Raw genomic sequence first — 19,450 nt, forward strand, 5'->3', positions numbered from 1 at the left:
AAGGGCGTCGACAATCTCGCCTTCAAGATCAGGGAGGTCGCCCGCCAGCACGACATTCCGATCGTCGAGAACGTGCCGCTGGCGCGCGCGCTCTATGCCACCGTTGAGATCGACCAGGAAATCCCGGTCGAGCACTACCATGCTGTTGCCGAGGTCATCGGCTACGTCATGCGGCTGAAGCGTGGATTCGGCGCCGGACGGAAATAGAGCACCCGAAAAGTACCGGAAATGGCCGTAAACTGGGAATCAGCGTACGTTTCGCCCCTGCCGCCCTTGCGCCTGCGGGTCCGATTCAGGCAGGGAGGGTCCGTTGCGCGCGGTTCGCGCGTTCTTTTCCTGTCGACAGGCTGCGATGACCTGGGATGACCGCTGAGACCGACCACAACCTGCCACGCGAGTCTGTTGCGGTGCATGAGCCGCCGCAACGCTCGGGCAGCATCGCGCTGGTGTTCCTCGTAGCGGCGACGCTCGTGGCGGTCGCCGTCGGGCTCATGACACTCGGCCGGACGCAGGCGCAGCCCTATATCCTCGGTATCCTCGCCGTGCTGGCGATGGTCGGTCTGTTCAACCTGTTCGCCTTTGCCGCCGGCATCGTTCGTTTCGCCGACCGCAATCTCGACGATCCCATCATTGCCCGCATCTCCGATCATGCCTTTGACGGGCTCGCGGTGACCGATCCGCGCGGCCATGTCGTCTATTCCAATGCGGCCTACCTGACCATGACCGGCGCCTCCGGCCCGCAGGACGTGCGGCCCGTCGAGCGGGTCTTCATCGGCAATCCAGATGTGTCGGAGGCCGTGTTTCGCCTGCTGAAGGCCGCGCGCGAAGGCAAGCGGCAGCAGGAGGAGGTGCGCATCTCCGGCCATGACGGCAGCCAGGGGCGCTGGCTGCGGATGCGGGTGCGCCCGCTCGGCACGGGCAAGCGCGAGGCCAGATATGCGGTGTGGTCGATCGCCGACATCACCCGCGACCGCGAGCGCCAGGAGGACGTGTTCCAGGAGCTCCAGCACGCGATCGAATATCTCGATCATGCGCCGTGCGGCTTCTTCTCGGTCAATCCGGCCGGTGAGCTCGCTTACGTCAACGCGACGCTCGCCAACTGGCTCGACTATGATCTCGCCGAGATCGGCTCGGGCGGCCTCAAACTCACCGACATCGTCTCCGGCGATGGCGCCTCACTGCTGACCTCCATCGTGGCGGTGCCGGGCGAAGTGAAGACGGAAGTCTTCGACATCGACCTGCGCATGCGCACCGGCAGGACCATGCCGGTGCGGCTCTATCACAAGCTGGCCTTCGGAGCCGACGGCACGCCGGGCCCGTCGCGCACCCTCGTGATCAGCCGTGCCCGCGACGAGCGCAGCGATCCCGACCGCGCCGCCGAGGTGCGCTTCATGCGCTTCTTCGACCACACGCCGATGGCGATCGCCACCGTTGATCGCGGCGGCAATGTGGTGCGGGCGAATGCGCGTTACGCCAAGCTGGCGCAGGGCCTCGGCCTCGACAGCGCCAGCAGATCGATCTTCCGCGCGATCAATTCGCGCGACCGGAACCTGCTGATCGCGGCAATCAACCAAGCCGCCGAAGGGAAGGGCGACATCGCGCCGGTCGAGGTGGCGCTGGAGGGAACGAAGGAGCGCTGGGGGCAGTTCTTCGTTACTCCGGTCGACGAGGGCGAGAACGACGCCGAGGCCGCGATCGTGCACATGCTCGAGACCACCGAGCGGCGTGCGCTGGAGAACCAGATCAACCAGTCGCAGAAGATGGAGACGGTCGGCCAGCTCGCCGGCGGCATCGCCCACGACTTCAACAACGTGCTGTCCGCCATCATGATGGCGAACGACTTCCTGTTGAACGCGCACAAGCCGACCGATCCGTCGTTCCAGGACATCATGCAGATCAAGCAGAACGCTACGCGGGCTGCGACCCTGGTGCGGCAGCTGCTCGCGTTCTCCCGCCGGCAGACGCTGCGGCCGCAGGTGCTCGATCTCGGCGATGCGCTCTCCGATCTCACCATGCTGCTCCGCCGATTGATCGGCGAGAAGGTGAAGCTCGATCTCGTCCACGGCCGCGACCTCTGGCCGGTCAAGGTCGACGTCTCCCAGTTCGAACAGGTCATCGTCAATCTCGCCGTGAACGCGCGCGATGCGATGCCCGACGGCGGCAAGCTGATCATCCGCACCGCCAACGTCGCCACGGACGAAGCGGGCAAGCTCGCCTATAAGGGCATGCCGGCGGCGGACTATGTGCGGATTGAGGTCGCCGACACCGGCACCGGCATCCCCGCCGACATCCGTGACAAGATCTTTGAGCCGTTCTTCTCGACCAAGGAGGTCGGCAAGGGCACTGGCCTCGGGCTGTCGACGGTCTACGGCATCGTCAAGCAGACCGGCGGCTTCATCTACGTGGATTCCGAGCCGGGCAAGGGCACTTCGTTCCACATTTTCCTGCCGCGGCATCATGTCGAACCCGAAGCGCAGGTCGAGACGCCGGTGACCGGAACGGCCGCCGTCGCCCAGACGAACGGCGCGGCCAAGGAAGCGCCCGCGGCGGAAGCAAAGCCGCGCACCGATCTCACGGGGCAGGGCACCATCCTGCTCGTCGAGGACGAGGAGGGCCTGCGCGCACTCAACGCGCGCGGCCTGCGCTCGCGCGGCTACACGGTGGTCGAGGCCGAGAACGGCGTCGAGGCCATGGAGGTGCTGGACGAGCAGAGCGGCGCGATCGATCTCGTCGTCTCCGACGTCGTGATGCCGGAGATGGATGGTCCGACGCTGCTGAAGGCGATGCGGGAGAAGAACCCCGACATCAAGTTCATCTTCGTCTCCGGCTATGCCGAGGATGCCTTCGAGAAGAGCCTGCCCGAAGGCCAGCAGTTCGACTTCCTGCCAAAACCGTTCACGCTGAGCCAGCTCGTCGCCGCCGTGAAGGAGACGATGAAGGCTGTGTGAGGGCGTCCCGTCAGGTTGGGACAGACGGACCGCAATCCCCCCCGTCGTCCTGGCGAACGCCAGGACCCATACCGCGTGATCTATCGATAGAACTCCGGGGCGAGTACCGTCCGCCTGACCAAACCCTGGGGTAATGGGTCCTGGCTTTCGCCAGGACGACCTCAGGGAGGCAAGGTGCTTCCAAAAGCCGCCGTTTCCGAAATTAAGATTGGCATTGGTGCCTGCTCGCAAATGACAGGTAATTCCGCACCGCCCCGCGACTGAGGGCCGCAGCCGAAGGTTTCGAAACCGGCTTCACTTTTCGGTTCCACTGACCATCTTAATGGCACTTCCCCATGCCGGGGATTTGGGAAACGCACATGAATTTCTCGTTACGTAGCCGGCGTCTCGTGAAGACGATGGCCGTCGTGCTGGCGCTGGCGCTGCCGACCGCGCTCGCGATCACCTCCGCCGATGCCCGCGTCGGTGGCGGCTTCTCGTCGGGCTCGCGCGGTTCGCGGACCTTCTCCGCGCCGCCGTCGACCTCGACCGCCCCGGGCACGGCCACACCCTTCAACCGCACCTATAGTCAGCCGGGCGCGAACTCGACCGCGCCGATGGGCGGCGGCATGTTCAACCGCCCGGGCGGCAGCATGCTGCGCGGGCTCGCCGCCGGCTTCATCGGCGCCGGCCTGTTCGGCCTGTTGTTCGGCGGCGGCCTGTTCGGTGGGCTGGGCGGCCTGTCGTCGATCCTCGGCCTGATCATCCAGATCGTGCTGGTGGTGTTCCTGGTGCGGATGGCGATGTCCTGGTGGCAGCGTCGTCACGCGTCGCAGGCGGCCTATGCCGGCGCCGGCGCGGGCAGCGGACCGCAGCCGAGCTATCGCAGTGGACTTGGTTTCGGGCTCGGCGCCAATAACGCGCCGCTCGAGATCCAGCCGGCCGACTATGAGGCCTTCGAGCGCCTGCTCGGGGATATCCAGACCGCATGGTCGAACGAGGATGTCGCCAAACTGCATACGCTCGCGACGCCGGAGATGGTCGCCTATTTCGAGAAGGATCTGGCTGAGAACCGCGCCCGCAACGTCGTCAACAAGGTCTCCAACGTGAGACTGCTGCAGGGCGACCTGTCGGAAGCATGGCGCGAGGACGTGACCGACTATGCCACCGTCGCAATGCGCTTCGCGCTGACTGACAAGACGGTCGATCGCAACACCGGCGCGATCGTCGCCGGCAGCGAGCAGCCGAGCGAAGTCACTGAGGTCTGGACCTTCGCGCGCCGGCCCGGCAGCAACTGGGAACTGTCGGCAATCCAGCAGACCAACTGATCGCCAGCCAATGAGGAACAAGGGCGTCGTGCCGCGGCACGGCGCCTTTTTTGTTTGGGTGCTTCACGTCGGGGCGGCGGAATAATGCGGCACGCCTCGGGTTCAAGTCAGGCGGCGGCCAAAATACAATCATAACTGGAGGAAGCGATGACCCGTTTCGTGAGACCGACGACATTCCCCAGCCTCGCGTTTGCCGTGGCTGCGGCAACCTTGCTTGCGGCGCCGTCTGCGCTGGCGCAATCGGCCGACATAACCTTCTTCGTCACCTCCAGCGGTCCCGGCAAGGGCGCTGATCTCGGCGGCCTCGATGGCGCCGACGCGCAATGCCAGAAGCTCGCGCAGGCCGCCGGCGCCAGCACCAAGACCTGGCACGCGTATCTCTCGACACAGGCTGCCGACGGCAAGCCGGCGGTCAACGCGCGTGACCGCATCGGCAAGGGGCCGTGGCAGAATGCGAAGGGCGTCGTGATCGCCAAGGACGTTGCTGATCTGCACAGCCCCGCCAATAATCTCACCAAGCAGACCGCGCTGAGCGAGAAAGGCGAGGGGATCAATGGTGTTGGTGACCAGCCGAACCGGCATGATGTCCTCACGGGATCGCAACCCGACGGCACCGCGTTCGCCGGTGCAGACGATCGCACCTGCAAGAACTGGACGTCGAGCACGCAAGGTGCCGCGATGGTTGGCCATCTCGACCGCCGTGGCCTGCGCGACGACGAGCCCTCGAAATCCTGGAACAGCTCGCATCCCTCGCGAGGACCGGAAGGCGGCTGTTCGCAGGCCGACCTGAAGAGCACCGGCGGCGACGGGCTGCTCTACTGCTTCGCGGTGAACTGACCGAAGGTCATTCCGGAGCGATGCGAAGCATCGAACCCGAATGCGCAATTGCGCATTGTGGGATCTCGAGATTCCGGGTTCGGTCCTTTCGAACCGACCCGGAATGACGGAGTTTGGGTCGCGTGCTACGTTCGCATCGGAATTGTCACGGGACCTCCTCATGAAATACGAGCTCTATTACTGGCCCGAGATCCAGGGCCGCGGCGAATATGTGCGGCTGGCGCTGGAGGAGGCGAAAGCGGCCTATGTCGACGTCGCGCGGGGCCCTCGCGGCACTGCTGCGATGATGAAGATGATGAAGGCGCATAGCGGCATGCCGCCCTTTGCGCCGCCGTTCCTCAAAGCCGGCAAGCTCGTCATCGGCCAGACCGCCAACATCCTGCTTTATTTGGGCGGCCGCCATGGCCTCGCGCCAAAGACCGAGGCCGGCAAATTGTGGGTTCATCAGCTCCAGCTCACGATCGCCGACTTCGTGCTGGAGATTCACGACACCCATCATCCGCTCGGGCCGTCGCTCTACTACGAGGACGCGCGGCCGGCTGCGAAGAAGCGTACGGCCGGGTTCTGGAAGGAGCGCGTGCCGAAATATCTCGGCTATTTCGAGGAGCTGCTCGATGCCAATGGCGGCGTCTACGTCACCGGCCGCAGACTGACCTATGTCGATCTCTCGCTGTTCCAGATCGTCGACGGCCTGCGCTACGCGTTTCCAAAGCGCATGCGCGCCTTCGAGGAGGAGATCCCCGGCCTCGTCGCTCTGCGCGAGCGCGTCGCGGTGCGGCCGAACATCAAGGCCTATCTCGCCAGCGAGCGCCGGATAGCCTTCAACGAGCAGGGCATCTTCCGCCGCTACAGGGAACTCGACGCGTAAGCTACCAGACGCCCGGCAGCAGCCGAGGGCGCACGCGCAGCGCATAGTCGGCATAGCCCGGCAGGCCCTCGGTCAAGGTGCGCTCCTCGATGCGGATGCGGATCGCAAACAAGACGAGGAACAGCGGCGCCATCGCGACGCCCCACCATGAGCCGACCAGCAGCGGCACGCCAAGGAAGAACAGCACCATGCCGCTGTACATGGGATGTCGCACATAGGCGTAGGGTCCGGTCGAAACCACGTGCTGCGCGCGCTTCGTTTGCAGCTTCACCACGGGTGCGGCGAACGAGTTCTCGCGAAACACCCATAGCGTGAAGGCGGTTGAGGCGAGGTACAGCGCGAAGCCGAGCACCTGCAAGGCAAGCGGCATTTCGGAGACGCGATAGCGCCGTTCCAGCCCCATCGCGACCAGCCAGATCAACATGACCACGATGAATACGGCCATGAAGGCCTTGTCGGCGGCCGGCTGATCCTTCTGGATGACGGGTCCAAGACGTTCGGCGAGCAGCGCCGGGTCGAGCCGGTATAGCCACCAGCCGCAGAGCGGGCCGAGCAGGGCGGAGGTGATCAGCATCACCCATGCACCCGGCCAATCGAGCGTGCCGGCGCCGGCAAACAGCAGCGCGCCCATCGCGATGACGACGATCGAGTTCTGCAAGAGCAGTCTTGCGATCATGCGCGTTTCCCTGCAATTCGCACATGATGCTATCGCCGCTATCTGGCAAAGATGCGGCCTGAAGGGATCGAGAGCCGGGGTCAGGCGTACTGATCGATCCGCGTGCCCTGGCCCGGCGGCAGCGGCGGAGCCGGCGGCGGCTGATAACTGGAATCGGAATCGTTGGTCTTGGTCTGGTCGTCCTGTTGCTTGGTCGTGTCGTAGTTCGGCACCACGATCGCGATCGACGGCGGCGCAACGCTGGAAACACTCATCACGCAAATCCTCACAGATTGAAACACGCGAACATGACCCGCGGGAGCCGAAGCTTCCGTGAAGCAGATCGTTAAAATGCGAGGGATTTTTGGGAGCGGAAGGCTGAGGACGGTGGCTTTTGTCACCGCAATTGAGAGTGCCTCAGCAAGAGCACCGCTCTCTCCACGTCATTGCGAGCCGACGTTCGCGCGTAGCGCGGCGCGATGACAGGAAGCAATCCAGATCTTTCCGCCGGAGATAGTCTGGATTGATTCGCTGCTCTCGGCAATGGCGGAGTATGTGACAGGCGGCTTCGCGACAGGTATTCATCGCGCCCGCGGTCACCAGCGCGAAGCGCCCCGTCTATTCGTCCTTCGGCCGCGTGATCGCGATCGCGGCTTCGCTTTTGGTGCGCGTGCACTCCATGTTCAGCCGCTTGTAGCGCATCGATACCTTGTCGCCGCGCAAGATGCCCATGCGCTTCAGGCAGCGCGACGCACCGGTCGCGGTGTCGTCCTTCGGCAGCGTGAAGATGATCGCCGCCGCCGAGGCGATCAGATCATAGAACTGCGGCGTCGGCCGACGATCGCCCTTGGCATAGAGCTCGTTGGAATAGGTCTGCCCCTGCGCGCGACAGCCGAGCGACAATTCCTTCGCCGCCGGGTGGGTGAGATAGATGATGTTGGCCGCCTTGAAGTTGACCTTCAGCCCGTCAATGCCACTGCCGAGCTGTTTCGCAATATCGTCGCACTGGTCCGCACGCGCAGGCGAGGCGAGAGCGACAAGGCCGGTGATTGCGGCGGCGGCCAGAATCGCGCCGCGAACGTCGAATTTGAAAATCATGATGAAAAGCCCCTTCGGCGCTATAAAAGCGTCGCAGCGCGCGAAGCGCAAGGGTCGCGTTGGCGGTTGTGCGGGCCCAAGGCTCCGGTTCTTCAGAACCCGTAGATCGCCACGCCCACCGCAAAGGCAACCAACATCAACATGTTGAACAGCGTCGGTGCGCTGACGAGCAGCGTGGCGAGAGCAAGGCGCTGATTGCGGAGCGCGCAGGCGATGGCGCAGGCGGCCATCAGCGGGAAGGCGATGAACTGGGCCGGGGTCTGGAAGGCGCTGATGCCGGCGAAATCGAAGCCGTGCAGCACCACCGAAGGCATGTCGTGCAGCCAGGTCGTCACGATGATGGCGGCAAGCGCGAGAATTGCGCCACGCAGCCGTCCCATGGCCGCGCAGGCGAGCGCCATTAGCGCCAGCACGGGATGCGTGGCGATGTGCGCCTTGATCAGGAAACCGCCGAGACCCGGGCCCGGGATCTCCGACATGTCGCCAAACAGCGTCGAGACGTTGGATAGCCCGTCAAAAGCCTCCAGCACCGCGACGGCGAGAAGGACCAGCAAAAGACCGAACGGGCGGCGTGTCGGCAGGGTCGGGACCGGCACGGTGTCAGGTGTGATCGCAGGGGCAGGCATTCGTCATTTCGATTGCTGGAGGGCGTCCGAGAACCTTCCCTTTGTAGGAAAAGGGCTTAGAAGGGTTCAAACCTTGGCGCCTTCGTCGTGCCCAGCCGATCTAACCCGAGACCAGACCATGAACGCTCCCACTGCCTTTCCCGACCAGTCCCAGCCCGTTCCGCCCTACAAGCACACCCCGCTGTTTCCGCTGGGCAAGGACGAGACGCCCTACAAGAAGGTTTCGAGTGAAGGCGTGCGGGTCGAGAAGGTCCTGGGCAAGGACATGCTGGTGGTGTCGCGCGAGGCGCTGCGGGCTCTGTCGGAGGCGGCTTTCGGCGAGATCAACCACTATCTGCGGCCGGGGCATTTGAAGCAGCTCCGCGCGATCCTGGAAGACCGCGAGGCCAGCCCGAACGATAAGTTCGTCGCGCTCGACTTCCTGAAGAACGCAAATATCGCGGCCGGCGGCGTGCTGCCGATGTGCCAGGACACCGGCACCGCGATCATCATGGGCAAGAAGGGCTGCAACGTCATCACCGACGGCGAGGACGAGGCGGCGCTGTCGGAAGGCGCGCGCGACGCGTACCTCCGCCGCAACCTTCGCTACTCGCAGGTCGCGCCGCTGTCGATGTACGAGGAGAAGAACACCGCCAACAACATGCCGGCGCAGTGCGAGATCTACGCCGAGGGCGACGACGCCTACAAATTCATGTTCATGGCGAAGGGCGGCGGCAGCGCCAACAAGAGTTTCCTGTTCCAGGCAACGCCCTCGGTCCTCACCAAGGACCGGCTGCTCGCCTTCCTCAAGGAGAAGGTGCTGACGCTGGGCACGGCCGCGTGCCCGCCCTACCACCTCGCGATCGTGATCGGCGGCACCTCCGCCGAGCTCTGCATGAAGACGGTGAAGCTCGCCTCCGCGCGCTATCTCGATGCGCTGCCGACCCACGGCTCGCCTGATGGCAACGCCTTCCGCGACGTCGAGATGGAGCAGGAAATCCACAAGATGACGCAGTCGCTCGGCGTCGGCGCGCAGTTCGGCGGCAAGTATTTCTGTCACGACGTGCGCGTGATCCGCATGCCGCGCCACGGCGCCTCGCTCCCGATCGGGCTTGGCGTGTCGTGCTCGGCCGACCGCCAGGTGCTAGGCAAGATCACCAAGGACGGCGTCTATCTCGAGGAGCTCGAGCACAATCCCGCGCAGTATCTGCCGCAGGTCGAACAGACGCTCGGCGGCGAGGTCGTGAAGATCGACCTCAACCAGCCCATGAAGGATATCCTGGCGACGTTCGCGAAATATCCGATCAAGACGCGGGTCTCGATGACCGGCACCATGATCGTCGCGCGCGACTCCGCGCACGCCAAGTTGCGCGAGCGGCTGGAAAAGGGCGAGCCGTTGCCGGATTACTTCAAGAACCATCCGGTCTATTACGCCGGCCCCGCGAAAACGCCCGAGGGCTACGCCTCTGGCGCGTTCGGTCCGACCACGGCGGGCCGGATGGATTCCTTCGTCGACCAGTTCCAGGCTGCCGGTGGCTCGATGGTGATGGTCGCCAAAGGCAACCGCGCGCCGGCCGTGCGCGAGGCCTGCAAGAAGTATGGCGGCTTCTATCTCGGCTCGATCGGCGGTGCGGCGGCGAACCTTGCCGAGCACTGCATCAAGAAGGTCGAGGTGCTCGAATATCCCGAACTCGGCATGGAGGCGATCTGGCGCATCGAAGTGGTCGATTTCCCGGCGTTCATCATCATCGACGACAAGGGCAACGACTTCTTCAAGGAGTTGAACCTCGGCTAGTGCGCATCCGCGTAAGAGTTCACAAGGAATCCTGATCAAGTCGCCACGCGTGCGGCCGCGCCGTCGGCCGGACGCGCGGCTTCGATTCGTTCGGCCAGACCATTTCTGCCCGAACCAACCAAGGCTATTCATCTCGTGTCATTCCCGACCACAAGTCCGCCGCTCGCTCGCGCTCTCGCCGAGCGCAACTACGACCGGCCGACCCCTGTTCAGATCGCCGTGCTTGCGGACGAAGCTGTTGACCGCGACCTGCTCGTTTCGGCGCAGACCGGCTCGGGCAAGACCATCGCTTACGGGCTCGCCATCGCAAGCAATCTGCTCGGCAGCCTGGAGCGCTTCGAGCGGGCTGCCGCACCGCTTGCCTTGATCGTCGCGCCTACGCGTGAGCTCGCCTTGCAGGTTCAGCGTGAGCTCGCATGGCTCTATGAACATGCGGATGGGCGCGTCGTCTCCTGCGTTGGCGGTATGGATCCGCGCCGCGAACAGCGCGAGCTTGCCGCCGGCGCTCACATAGTGGTCGGGACGCCCGGCCGATTGAGTGATCATTTGCGGCGCGGCCATCTCGACATCTCGGAATTGAAGACCGTCGTTCTCGACGAGGCCGACGAGATGCTCAATCTCGGTTTTCGCGAGGATATGGAATTCATCCTGGAGACGACGCCGGATACGCGCCGCACGTTGTTGTTCTCGGCGACCTTTCCACGCGGCATCGTTGCGCTGGCAAAGCAGTATCAGCAACGGGCGTTTCGGATCGAGGTCGCCGGCGACCAAGGCGGTCACGCCGATATCGAGTACCGCGCCATCCGGATCGCTCCTGGTGATGTCGAGCACGCGGTCGTCAACGTCTTGCGTTTCTGGGAGTCGCCGAGCGCACTTGTGTTTTGCAACACCAGAGACGCCGTCAGGCATTTGCAGGCGGCGCTGCTCGAGCGCGGTTTTTCCGTGGTCGCGCTCTCCGGCGAGTTGACGCAGAACGAGCGAACCCAGGCTCTGCAGGCGTTGCGGGATGGACGTTCCCGCGTCTGCGTGGCGACCGACGTGGCGGCGCGCGGCATCGACCTGCCGAGCCTCGACCTCGTCATTCACGCGGATCTGCCGAACGATGCGGAGGTCCTGCAGCATCGCTCGGGCCGCACCGGCCGTGCGGGCCGGAAGGGTGTCAGCGTCCTGCTGGTGCCGCCCGCACGAAGACGGCGTGCGGAACTGCTGCTGAATCTGTCGGGCACGGACGCCGTCTGGGGCACGGCGCCGCAGGCGGATGATATCCGCAAGCTTGATCACGAACGCATGCTGAAGGATGCCGTGTTCACCGAGGAGGCGACTTCCGACGACCTGATGCTGGCGCGGGTCTTGCTTGCCGAGCGGTCGCCTGAGGATATCGCTGCGGCGCTTGCGCGTCTTTACCGCGCGCGGCTTCCTGCGCCCGAAGACATTCTCGATCCCGGTGAGGCTAGCGGCCGGCCGCGCGACGGGCGCGGTCGAGAAAACGCGAGAATCTCGCGCGGCGATGACCGTCCTGCCGCGTCCCGGTCGAAGACGGGAAAATCATCGTCGCGGCACGGCATGGCGGAGGCCAGCGTATGGTTTCGCGCCGCCATCGGACGAAGAAAGAATGCGGAGGCGCGCTGGCTCTTGCCGATGATCTGCCGTCGCGGCGGCATCGACAAGCGCGACATCGGCGCCATCCGGATCATGGACACTACCACCGAGTTCGAGATTTCCCAGCGGGTCGCGGAATCCTTCGCCGTCAAGATCCGGCGTCCCGACAAGGAAGACAGCATACGCATCGAGCCGATGGCAGATGCTCCTCAAGGCCAGGTGTCCTCGGACAAGCGCACGCACGCGCCCCGGCGCGAGACCGACGACATCGAACACAGCGCTCGTCGCCGCGACGATTCCCGTAACCCGGCAACGCGCAAGCCACGCGCCGAGGGCGGATCGAAATTCGGCAGCGAGGCTGAATTCGGCAAGAAGAAACGCCGGAGCAAGCCCGGCCACGCCGGCCAACCGCACCAGGCAAGTGCATGGCCTGCGAAGGGTGCTCGTGGAAAGAAGACAAGGAAGGACCGTCGCGGCTGAGGCGTTGCCGAACAGAGGGCGAGCGCGCTTGCGCGCTACGCCGGTTGTTTGTCATCTGCACTGCTCCCCGTTGCTGTTGTTGCGACGGACAGAGCCGTCGCAACAAAGAGGCCGGAGAGCACGCAGGGGTGAGGGGGACGGCTAGGCCCGCGTGCCGGTGAAGGGAAAGCTGCCCATCGGGCCGATGCTGGCTTCGCCTGAGATGCTGTCGCCGGAAACCGTGCCGGAAAAAGCGAGCGTCAGTGGCATCGGATTGGTGATCGAGATCTTCCAGGCGACATCGTCGCCGTTGACGCTTCCGTCGAAGATTTCGCCGGACTCGCCTTCGGCGCCCTGCGTGCCCGTCAGCGCGCTGCCTGCGCTCTTCAGCGTGAGGGTCGTGTTGCGGTCGCCCATCGGGGTGCTCAAGACGATATTCCAGTTTCCGTCGACGGCCATTCCTGTCTCCCTAACCTCTCCCGGCGAACCGCGATGATCCGCGGTCTGTCCAGCGCCGAGCGTATAGCCCAACTCAAAGCGGCTGCCTAACGCTCTCTTCGCCGCAGTCAGGCGCGGGCAGCGGCGCGCAAGCGGCCGGTGATGACGATGCGGAAGATGACGTATTGGATGGCGAATGCCGCGATCTTGGCGCCCATGGCGACGACCGAGACGTAGAAGCCCCACAATTTGAGGTCGCCGGTCGCGGCGACTGCGATGGTGCCGGCGCCGAGCGCAAACATCAGCGCGGCCCAGGCATAGCCTGCCGCGGTGACATATTCCGGAATGACGTCGGTCACGCGTGCCGGCATATAGCGCAGCATCCAGCCGCGCTTGAGCATGATCGCGCCGATCGCAAAATGCGCGATCGAGGGTTTTGCCAGCACGAAGCGCGGATCCTGGGTGAGGATGGTGACAGTGCCGAGCACGATGACGAGCGCGAGCGATGCGTAGGTCATGTAGCCGAGCGAGTTGCCCTTGAAGCGGGCGTAGATCACCTGCGCGATCGCCCCTGCAACCGCCACAGACGTCGCGAGGATGATGTTGTCGGTGACGAGATAGATGACGAGGAAGACGATGGTCGAGAGGAAATCGGAAGCGAGGCGGGCGAATACGTCCTTCATCGTCGGTCCTGTCGGTTAGGAAAAGGGCAGTGCGCTGGCGGGTGTACCGTATTTGATCTTACGATACTCGGGATACCATTTCGTGAAATACATCGCGCTGTTACGGGCGGCAAACGCCACTGCGAGGCCCGACCAGATCGGCAGGCCCGGCACGTAGAGCAGCACGACGTTGGAGGCCATCATCAACAGCGCCGCCGCGGTCCATGCGGCGGTAATGATGTAGTTGGCGCGCAGGAAGCCTGGCATCGCCGCCGTCTCGGCGGGGACCTCTTCGAGGGCGTATTGCAGCGTGAACGGATGGCGAGCCAGCATCGAGCCGAGCGAGATCACGAAGATGCCGGCATCGACCGACAACTTCACCGCGAGCGTGCTCAGCCAGGGATTGAGCAGCGCGAGATAGATACCGATGCCGGCGAACAGGATCGCCGATCCGGCGGCGAGGATCTTCACCGAGCGGCGGCACGCAACGTCGATTGCGATGGTGGCAAGGCAGATCGCGGAGGCGGTGAACACGCTGACCTTTGCCGATGTCAGGAACATCAGAAAGCCAAAGGCGCCGTAGGGAGCGAGGATCAGGAAGATTGTCATGAGCCGCCTCGATCAGGGCTTATCTTTACACTGTAAAGATGAATACGTCAGGCCGGGAGCGAGGTCAAGCAAAATCTTTACAGTGTCAAAATGACGTGAATGACCTGTAAAAAATGAATTGTTGCAATGGCTTGTGCCGACGCTTCGTCGGCAAGGTCGCTCCAGGGTAGCCGAGACAGGACCGTCAAGGCACACGTGATCAACAGGCTGATGGTGATGACGATCCCGCCGACGCGGCCGATCTGAAACCGCAGCGAGTTCGGCGTGGCGGACATGCCGATCGGGTGCAGCAGCCGCGACACCAAGAGTGCGCCCATCAGGAGGTGAATGCGCAGTGCGGATGCGCCGGACATTTCAATCATGGCGACCATCAGTGTGATGATCGGCACATATTCCATGAAGTTGCCGTGGGCGCGGATCGCGCTGCGCAAGCTCGTGTTGCCGCCATCGCTGAAGGCGGCCTTGTTGCTCCGCCGCAGCCAGATCACCTGAAGCGCGAGGACGGCGTAGAGCAGGGCGAGGACCGCGAGATAGAACGCAGTGATGGCTGGCATGTGCATGTGAGGCTCCCTGCTGAAGCACAAACGATCGTCATTCCGGGGCGCGCCATCTGACGCGAGCGCGGAATCCATCGTGCCGCGTCACGCGCGCCCGGGCACGTCGCGGAGCCTGTCATCGGGCCGCGCGTCGCGCGGACCCGTGGCTCTGCCCCGAAGTGACAGCGGATGGGCTCTACGCCGCTCCCACCCAGTTGCCATGAAAACCGTCGGGCACCCGGTGGCCGAGCTGCACGAGCGCGATGGGGCCTGCCTCGACATCGGCGGCGCTGAACACGGCGAGATCGCTGCGGTTCTCGCGGGCGCGCCAGACCACGGCGAGCAGCCAGCCATCGCCTTCAGCGGCATCTCTGGCACGCTCGACGAACACCGGTTCGGAGATGCTGTCGCCGGCCGGCAGCAAGTAATGGCCGAGGCGTTTTCCGGCGCCGTCGACATGCACGATGCCGGACAGCGCGGTGAACATCGGCAGTCTTGGATTGGCGCAGGCGTACCAGCCGTGGTTGGTTTTCAATCCTGCGCGACGATCATCGATGCGCGGGAATTCGCCGGTGAGATCGTCGAGATAGGTCTGCTGGAAGCGGTCGGTATTGCCGTTGAGCTCGAAGGTCCAGCGGCAATGGCGCGCGAATGATTTGTCGGGATTGGTTGGCCTGCCGTCGGGATGCGGAAACAGCGGCGCCTCCTCGAACTGCATAACGTCGGCGACGATGCGGTTGCCGTCCTCCCAGGCGTTCATGACGTGGAAGACGTAGCAGGCTTCAGTGCGGAACCAGACGATGTCCTCAGGTTTGCCGCTGCGCTTCATCACGCCGACATAGGCGCCTTTCTCCGGCTCCCAGGCGTAGGGCGGCCGGCCCTTCATCGCGCGCTCCATGCTGCCGGTGATGGGCAGGATCGGAAACAGCACGTGGTTCTCGGTGACGATGAAGTCGTGCACCATGCTGGCATAAGGCGCCTCGAAACGCGTAAAGCGCGTCGCCTTGCCGCCTGCGTCGATCGCGCCGTAGGAGAGGGTGGGCGTGAGCGGGCCGCTCGCATTGTAGCCGAAGAACACCATTTCTCCGGTTGAGGGATCGATCTTCGGATGCGCAGTGAAGGGGCCGGCGACGCGGCCCTGGTAGTTGCAGTAGCCGCGCGTGGCGAGCGTGCCGGGCTCGATCTCGGTCGGCAGATGACCTTCTTCGAGCGCGAGCAGCTTGCCGGCGTGGAAGATGACGTTGGTGTTGGCGACGCCGCCGTCGGTCAGGTGCGCAGGCGCGTCCGGCAGCTTGCGGCCGAAGCCGCCGAACAGTGCCCGGCCGGCATCGTGTTCGGCCTGCCATTTCGGGGTGCGGACCCAGCGGTTGCGGTAGCTCGCGCGGCCGTTTTCGAGATGGAAGGCGTGCAGCATGCCGTCGCCGACGAACCAGTGCGCGCCGGGTGCGTCGAACTGGGGATTAGGGCCGTTGCGATAAAGCGTCCCGTTCAATTCGCGCGGTAACTCGCCGACAATTTTTGGGAATGGCGCGTCGGCTTCGAACGGGATTGGCGCGCGATTGGCCGGCACCTGGCTGAACACATCCTGCTGCAAGGCGTATCCTCCGTATCTTTACATCGTAAAGATACGCTAGTGCCACTTCGAGCTTCGGTCAAGCGAAATCTTTACACTGTCAAAATGACGTCATATAACGCCAGTCATGGCCAAGACCGAAACCATCCGCCGCGCTCGCCCCAGAAAATCGCCGTCATCCGCCGCGAAGGAGCGGCCGCGCCGGGTCGCGAGCGCGAAGGCCGAGACGCCCTATCATCATGGTGCGCTGCGCGAGGCGTTGCTGAAGGCTGCGGAAAGAGTGCTGGAACGCGACGGGCTCGCCGGGCTGACGCTGCGCGCGGTGGCGCGCGAGTCGGGCGTGTCGCATGCCGCGCCGACCCATCATTTCGGGGATCTCACCGGTCTCGTCAGCGAGCTCGCCGCGGTCGGCTTCCGCCAATTCAATGCGGCGATGGCTTTGGCCTGCGATGCCGCCAGGACGCCGCTGGAGCAGGCACTGGCGCGGCCCAAGGCCTATGTCGCCTATGCGCAGGCCCATCCCGGCATGTACGGCATCATGTTTCGCACCGAACGGCTCGATTATTCCAGGCCCTCGCTGCATGAGGCCGCACATGCCTCGTTCGCGGGGCTCGCCAACGCCATCGGCGCGATGCGGCAAGAGCGGATCAGCGGCGATACGCTGACACTCGACCAGGCCGCAGCCATCGCGCGTGCCTGGTCGATGGTGCACGGCTTCACCATGCTGCTGCTCGACGGCCGCCTCGAGGACATTCTGGGACGGTTGCCGAAGGGTACGACGGCCGAGCAGCTTCTGGAGGCGATCCTGAAGTCGGCGGCGCAGGGGAAGCTGCCGCCGTCCTGATCGGAGGGGACCGCAACCCTTGCCATCGTCGTGCGTTGACGCGCCATGACGAGAACATCGCGGGCTCCCTGGAAACGCGCCAACCCGCGCAAACGCGCGGGCAAGGCGGCGAAGCACCTTACGCCCACGCAAGAATCGGCGGCGAAGGCCCGTGCCCGGCGCGCCGGCCGCCGTTATCCCAACCTCGTGGACAACATGCGCATGGCAGCAAAGAAGACCTCCAAGAAGAAGTCTCCCAGGTCCTCGAAGACATCGGCCAAAAAGACGCGTAAGCACACGACGCGCAAGCGCGCTTCAGCCGAACGCGAGAAGGATCCGCGCGGCGGTTTGACGGCCGCGGGCCGCAAGGCCTTCGCAGGCAAGGAAGGCGCGCATTTGCGGCCCGGCGTCAACAAGCCGGAAGCGGAGATGACGCCGCAGGACATGCGGCGCAAGGGAAGCTGGGCCGTACGCTTCTACGGCCGCAAGAAGCTGCCGCCGCTTGTGGATGCCAAGGGCCATCCGACCCGGCACGCGCTCTCGGCCCATGCCTGGGGCGAGCCAGTGCCAGAAACCGTCGCGGCAGCACGGCGCATCGCGGCCAAGGGCGAGCGCCTGCTGGCTCGCTATCGCCGCGCGAAGAAGGCTTAGCGCCGCGCGAGTTCGATCGCGCGGCCGCTGGTGCCGATCACCTTCACCTCGTCCTTGCCGCAGGTGAAGTCGCGCGCATATTGGTCGGCCGCCTGGCGCGCCAGCTCGTTGGCGTTCGCATTGGCCTTCACGTCGACACAGGCGACATGGCAGACCGGCCCCGGCGGCAGCCGCGTCACCGCGAGCATCGCCTTGGTGTTCGGCCGTCCTTCCTTGTTGAGATCGGTGCCGTCGGCGATGCGCCAGCGCTGGATGATGGCGAATGGTTTTGTGCCCTCGGCGCGCCATTCTACCGTGTGTTCGGTGGAGTTGAACGGCTGGAACCACACCTGCGCCGCCGGCTCTTTGGCGGCAAGTGCGCGGTTGAGGCCGATCGACACGACTTCGCGCAGATCGTCCTCGGCGATCAGCACCACGAGCCCGGCCTTGCCAGGGCAGACCCGCGTCGTGCTGCCGTCAAGCGCGCTTGGCTTGCCGATCTGCCGGCAATCCTTGGGCGCGGTCGAGGTGTAGGTACTGCCGAAGGATTGGGCGCCGGCCTGATCAAGCGCGACGCTGGCGAGCAGCGCAATCAGGCAGCCAAGTGTGACATGCTTCATGACGAAGCCCTCATGCCGCGGAACTCACCTCATTCAGACGTGTTCATTGTGGGGAAGGTTCAAACCGGGCCTCGAGACACCTGACATGGCCGCGGAATCGTTCTAGAAGAGCGCCTTCGCCTCGTCCCGCGTTGTCACTTATTTCGATCATGCCAGCCATCTTGTCGAACAAACCCTATCGCGTCGGCCGCTCCAAGACCGGACTTGGCCTCTTCGCCACCAAACCGATCAAGAAGGGTACCCGGATCATCCGTTATTTCGGACCGATCCTGGACTCGCGGATTCCTGAGCATGACGACATCGAGAACAAATACCTGTTCGAGCTCAACAACCGCTGGACCATCGATGGCTCGGTGCGCAAGAACGTCGCCCGGTACATCAACCATTCGTGCCGGCCGAACGCAGAATCCGACGTGCGCCCGCGCAAGCGCAAGGTCTTCATCCGCGCCATCAAGAACATCGAGGCTGGCGACGAGATCAACTACGACTACGGCACCGACTATTTCAAAGCCTATCTCAAGCCGATCGGCTGCAAGTGCGCCTCCTGCGAGAAGAAGCGCAAGAAGCTCCGCGCCGAGGCGCGGGCCGAACGGGCCAAGGTGAAGGCGCGCGCCGAGCGCAAGGCACAGAAGGCGGGCGCGAAAAAGAAGAAGCTCAACGGCAAGCACGCCAACGGCAAGGCCAACGGGCGCGCGCGGGCCTAAGGCGCCTTCGCGAGCGCAATCGTACTCCAACGGACGCCTGCGCTCCGGTTCGCCGCTTGGACCGAATCCGATCGCACGTTGAGCACCGAGCGCAGACCGTAAGGTCCTGCGAGCTCGATCGTCTCCTCAGGAGATACCTCAAACATTCGCCGCCCCGGCGGTATCGGGCCGTGGCGCAGCTTCATGATGACGAGGCCGCCGGTCGCAGTCAGGGACGCAACGTTCGGCATGGCGCGCCCGCGCTGGTTTTCGTCGAGATGCATCCAGACCGCGGTGAGCATGACCAGGTCGAAGGTCTCGTTGCGACTCCGCAAGTCCGAGAGATCGGGCAGGCTGTCGTTCACCCATTCGATGGCAGGCCGGGAGTGCCGCGCAATGGCACCTACCCGCAATGCATCAGTCGGTTCGACAGCGACGACGCGATGGCCCATTTCGGCAAACCAGGCCGCATCGCGTCCGCTGCCGGAGCCGATATCGGCCACCCGAGACGGGGTCTTGGGTAGGAAATGCAGCACCGCGCGATGCACATCGGCAGGCGGGATGGTCTCATATCGCGCGAAGAGTTCAGATGTCTCCTGCGCATAGCCTTCCGTGCCGCTGACTGGCTCTGACATTTATACGCCATCCCTCGAATCCAAGCGATTGTTGGCATCGCGGGCGAAGCGAAGCAATGCGGATCACGAC

At 64.4% G+C, this 19,450-nt stretch carries 21 protein-coding genes; 10 read left to right on the forward strand and 11 right to left on the reverse strand.

Annotation, left to right across the window (positions count from 1 at the left end):
• From SO139_RS04035 to SO139_RS04055, 5 genes are all read left to right on the forward strand, one after another.
• Positions 1–207 (forward strand): EscU/YscU/HrcU family type III secretion system export apparatus switch protein (locus SO139_RS04035; RefSeq protein WP_498539693.1); only part of this gene is annotated, 207 nt, incomplete at its 5' end.
• A 155-nt stretch (positions 208–362) separates the two neighbouring features.
• Complete coding sequence (cckA, locus tag SO139_RS04040; protein WP_498539694.1) at positions 363–2,948, forward strand: cell cycle histidine kinase CckA; 2,586 nt, start codon at positions 363–365, stop codon at positions 2,946–2,948.
• 335 nt (positions 2,949–3,283) lie between these two features.
• Positions 3,284–4,255, forward strand: coding sequence for a Tim44 domain-containing protein (locus SO139_RS04045; protein WP_449377095.1), 972 nt, complete (start codon positions 3,284–3,286; stop codon positions 4,253–4,255).
• A gap of 147 nt (positions 4,256–4,402) precedes the next feature.
• Positions 4,403–5,092 carry a lectin gene (locus tag SO139_RS04050; RefSeq protein WP_449377096.1) on the forward strand — a complete coding sequence of 230 codons (690 nt, stop codon included), beginning with the start codon at positions 4,403–4,405 and terminating at the stop codon, positions 5,090–5,092.
• A gap of 160 nt (positions 5,093–5,252) precedes the next feature.
• Positions 5,253–5,960 carry a glutathione S-transferase gene (locus SO139_RS04055; RefSeq protein ID WP_449377097.1) on the forward strand — a complete coding sequence of 236 codons (708 nt, stop codon included), beginning with the start codon at positions 5,253–5,255 and terminating at the stop codon, positions 5,958–5,960.
• Position 5,961: 1 nt separating this feature from the next.
• Here SO139_RS04055 and SO139_RS04060 read toward each other — a convergent pair whose 3' ends face one another.
• The 4 genes from SO139_RS04060 to SO139_RS04075 all read right to left on the reverse strand — a co-directional run bounded on the left by SO139_RS04060 (position 5,962) and on the right by SO139_RS04075 (position 8,339).
• A complete protein-coding gene (locus tag SO139_RS04060) occupies positions 5,962–6,636 on the reverse strand; it encodes a methyltransferase family protein (RefSeq protein ID WP_449377098.1) in 675 nt (224 codons plus the stop codon).
• An 80-nt stretch (positions 6,637–6,716) separates the two neighbouring features.
• Positions 6,717–6,890, reverse strand: a complete 174-nt coding sequence (locus tag SO139_RS04065; RefSeq protein WP_449377099.1) for a hypothetical protein — start codon at positions 6,888–6,890, stop codon at positions 6,717–6,719.
• A 343-nt stretch (positions 6,891–7,233) separates the two neighbouring features.
• Positions 7,234–7,713 (reverse strand): hypothetical protein, encoded by a 480-nt coding sequence (locus SO139_RS04070; protein WP_449377100.1) that lies wholly within the window; start codon positions 7,711–7,713, stop codon positions 7,234–7,236.
• Between the two features lie 92 nt (positions 7,714–7,805).
• Positions 7,806–8,339: a hypothetical protein gene (locus SO139_RS04075; RefSeq protein ID WP_449377101.1), complete on the reverse strand. Its 534-nt coding sequence runs from the start codon at positions 8,337–8,339 to the stop codon at positions 7,806–7,808.
• Positions 8,340–8,457: 118 nt separating this feature from the next.
• On the opposite strand from SO139_RS04075, the gene SO139_RS04080 reads away from it, so the two are divergent.
• Positions 8,458–10,113 (forward strand): fumarate hydratase, encoded by a 1,656-nt coding sequence (locus tag SO139_RS04080; RefSeq protein ID WP_498539695.1) that lies wholly within the window; start codon positions 8,458–8,460, stop codon positions 10,111–10,113.
• 135 nt (positions 10,114–10,248) lie between these two features.
• The gene (locus tag SO139_RS04085) at positions 10,249–12,192 is read left to right on the forward strand and encodes a DEAD/DEAH box helicase (protein ID WP_498539696.1); all 1,944 of its coding nucleotides are present in this window, start codon (positions 10,249–10,251) and stop codon (positions 12,190–12,192) included.
• A 141-nt stretch (positions 12,193–12,333) separates the two neighbouring features.
• Here SO139_RS04085 and SO139_RS04090 read toward each other — a convergent pair whose 3' ends face one another.
• The 5 genes from SO139_RS04090 to SO139_RS04110 form a co-directional block, all read right to left on the reverse strand.
• Positions 12,334–12,630 carry a hypothetical protein gene (locus tag SO139_RS04090; RefSeq protein ID WP_449377104.1) on the reverse strand — a complete coding sequence of 99 codons (297 nt, stop codon included), beginning with the start codon at positions 12,628–12,630 and terminating at the stop codon, positions 12,334–12,336.
• Positions 12,631–12,737: 107 nt separating this feature from the next.
• Positions 12,738–13,292 carry an inner membrane-spanning protein YciB gene (locus SO139_RS04095; RefSeq protein ID WP_449377105.1) on the reverse strand — a complete coding sequence of 185 codons (555 nt, stop codon included), beginning with the start codon at positions 13,290–13,292 and terminating at the stop codon, positions 12,738–12,740.
• Positions 13,293–13,307: 15 nt separating this feature from the next.
• Positions 13,308–13,880 carry a hypothetical protein gene (locus SO139_RS04100; RefSeq protein WP_449377106.1) on the reverse strand — a complete coding sequence of 191 codons (573 nt, stop codon included), beginning with the start codon at positions 13,878–13,880 and terminating at the stop codon, positions 13,308–13,310.
• A 77-nt stretch (positions 13,881–13,957) separates the two neighbouring features.
• A complete protein-coding gene (locus SO139_RS04105; RefSeq protein ID WP_449377107.1) occupies positions 13,958–14,440 on the reverse strand; it encodes an MAPEG family protein in 483 nt (160 codons plus the stop codon).
• Positions 14,441–14,612: 172 nt separating this feature from the next.
• Positions 14,613–16,010 carry a carotenoid oxygenase family protein gene (locus SO139_RS04110; protein ID WP_449377108.1) on the reverse strand — a complete coding sequence of 466 codons (1,398 nt, stop codon included), beginning with the start codon at positions 16,008–16,010 and terminating at the stop codon, positions 14,613–14,615.
• A 106-nt stretch (positions 16,011–16,116) separates the two neighbouring features.
• Here SO139_RS04110 and SO139_RS04115 point away from each other — a divergent pair, with 106 nt between their 5' ends.
• Positions 16,117–16,833, forward strand: a complete 717-nt coding sequence (locus tag SO139_RS04115; protein WP_449377109.1) for a TetR/AcrR family transcriptional regulator — start codon at positions 16,117–16,119, stop codon at positions 16,831–16,833.
• Positions 16,834–16,878: 45 nt separating this feature from the next.
• The gene (locus SO139_RS04120) at positions 16,879–17,463 is read left to right on the forward strand and encodes a DUF6321 domain-containing protein (RefSeq protein ID WP_449377110.1); all 585 of its coding nucleotides are present in this window, start codon (positions 16,879–16,881) and stop codon (positions 17,461–17,463) included.
• On the opposite strand, the gene SO139_RS04125 is transcribed toward SO139_RS04120, so the two are convergent.
• A complete protein-coding gene (locus SO139_RS04125) occupies positions 17,460–18,062 on the reverse strand; it encodes a hypothetical protein (RefSeq protein WP_474802693.1) in 603 nt (200 codons plus the stop codon). The genes SO139_RS04120 and SO139_RS04125 overlap by 4 nt on opposite strands.
• A gap of 149 nt (positions 18,063–18,211) precedes the next feature.
• Here SO139_RS04125 and SO139_RS04130 point away from each other — a divergent pair, with 149 nt between their 5' ends.
• Positions 18,212–18,766 carry an SET domain-containing protein gene (locus tag SO139_RS04130; protein WP_449377112.1) on the forward strand — a complete coding sequence of 185 codons (555 nt, stop codon included), beginning with the start codon at positions 18,212–18,214 and terminating at the stop codon, positions 18,764–18,766.
• Here SO139_RS04130 and SO139_RS04135 read toward each other — a convergent pair.
• Positions 18,763–19,380 carry a class I SAM-dependent methyltransferase gene (locus SO139_RS04135; protein ID WP_498539697.1) on the reverse strand — a complete coding sequence of 206 codons (618 nt, stop codon included), beginning with the start codon at positions 19,378–19,380 and terminating at the stop codon, positions 18,763–18,765. The genes SO139_RS04130 and SO139_RS04135 overlap by 4 nt on opposite strands.
• Positions 19,381–19,450: the final 70 nt, after the last annotated feature.

Source organism: Bradyrhizobium sp. UFLA05-89 (genome assembly GCF_059803475.1).

Bases quoted from the DNA above. Each gene is read 5' to 3' on its own strand.
- SO139_RS04070 (WP_449377100.1), bottom strand. From the start codon at position 7,713: ATGATTTTCAAATTCGACGTTCGCGGCGCGATTCTGGCCGCCGCCGCA.
- SO139_RS04075 (WP_449377101.1), bottom strand. From the start codon at position 8,339: ATGCCTGCCCCTGCGATCACACCTGACACCGTGCCGGTCCCGACCCTG.
- SO139_RS04120 (WP_449377110.1), top strand. From the start codon at position 16,879: ATGACGAGAACATCGCGGGCTCCCTGGAAACGCGCCAACCCGCGCAAA.
- SO139_RS04050 (WP_449377096.1), top strand. From the start codon at position 4,403: ATGACCCGTTTCGTGAGACCGACGACATTCCCCAGCCTCGCGTTTGCC.
- SO139_RS04105 (WP_449377107.1), bottom strand. From the start codon at position 14,440: ATGCACATGCCAGCCATCACTGCGTTCTATCTCGCGGTCCTCGCCCTG.
- SO139_RS04080 (WP_498539695.1), top strand. From the start codon at position 8,458: ATGAACGCTCCCACTGCCTTTCCCGACCAGTCCCAGCCCGTTCCGCCC.
- SO139_RS04115 (WP_449377109.1), top strand. From the start codon at position 16,117: ATGGCCAAGACCGAAACCATCCGCCGCGCTCGCCCCAGAAAATCGCCG.
- SO139_RS04060 (WP_449377098.1), bottom strand. From the start codon at position 6,636: ATGATCGCAAGACTGCTCTTGCAGAACTCGATCGTCGTCATCGCGATG.
- SO139_RS04095 (WP_449377105.1), bottom strand. From the start codon at position 13,292: ATGAAGGACGTATTCGCCCGCCTCGCTTCCGATTTCCTCTCGACCATC.
- SO139_RS04135 (WP_498539697.1), bottom strand. From the start codon at position 19,380: ATGTCAGAGCCAGTCAGCGGCACGGAAGGCTATGCGCAGGAGACATCT.
- SO139_RS04045 (WP_449377095.1), top strand. From the start codon at position 3,284: ATGCCGGGGATTTGGGAAACGCACATGAATTTCTCGTTACGTAGCCGG.
- SO139_RS04125 (WP_474802693.1), bottom strand. From the start codon at position 18,062: ATGAAGCATGTCACACTTGGCTGCCTGATTGCGCTGCTCGCCAGCGTC.
- SO139_RS04100 (WP_449377106.1), bottom strand. From the start codon at position 13,880: ATGACAATCTTCCTGATCCTCGCTCCCTACGGCGCCTTTGGCTTTCTG.
- SO139_RS04130 (WP_449377112.1), top strand. From the start codon at position 18,212: ATGCCAGCCATCTTGTCGAACAAACCCTATCGCGTCGGCCGCTCCAAG.
- SO139_RS04055 (WP_449377097.1), top strand. From the start codon at position 5,253: ATGAAATACGAGCTCTATTACTGGCCCGAGATCCAGGGCCGCGGCGAA.
- SO139_RS04090 (WP_449377104.1), bottom strand. From the start codon at position 12,630: ATGGCCGTCGACGGAAACTGGAATATCGTCTTGAGCACCCCGATGGGC.
- cckA (WP_498539694.1), top strand. From the start codon at position 363: ATGACCGCTGAGACCGACCACAACCTGCCACGCGAGTCTGTTGCGGTG.
- SO139_RS04065 (WP_449377099.1), bottom strand. From the start codon at position 6,890: ATGAGTGTTTCCAGCGTTGCGCCGCCGTCGATCGCGATCGTGGTGCCG.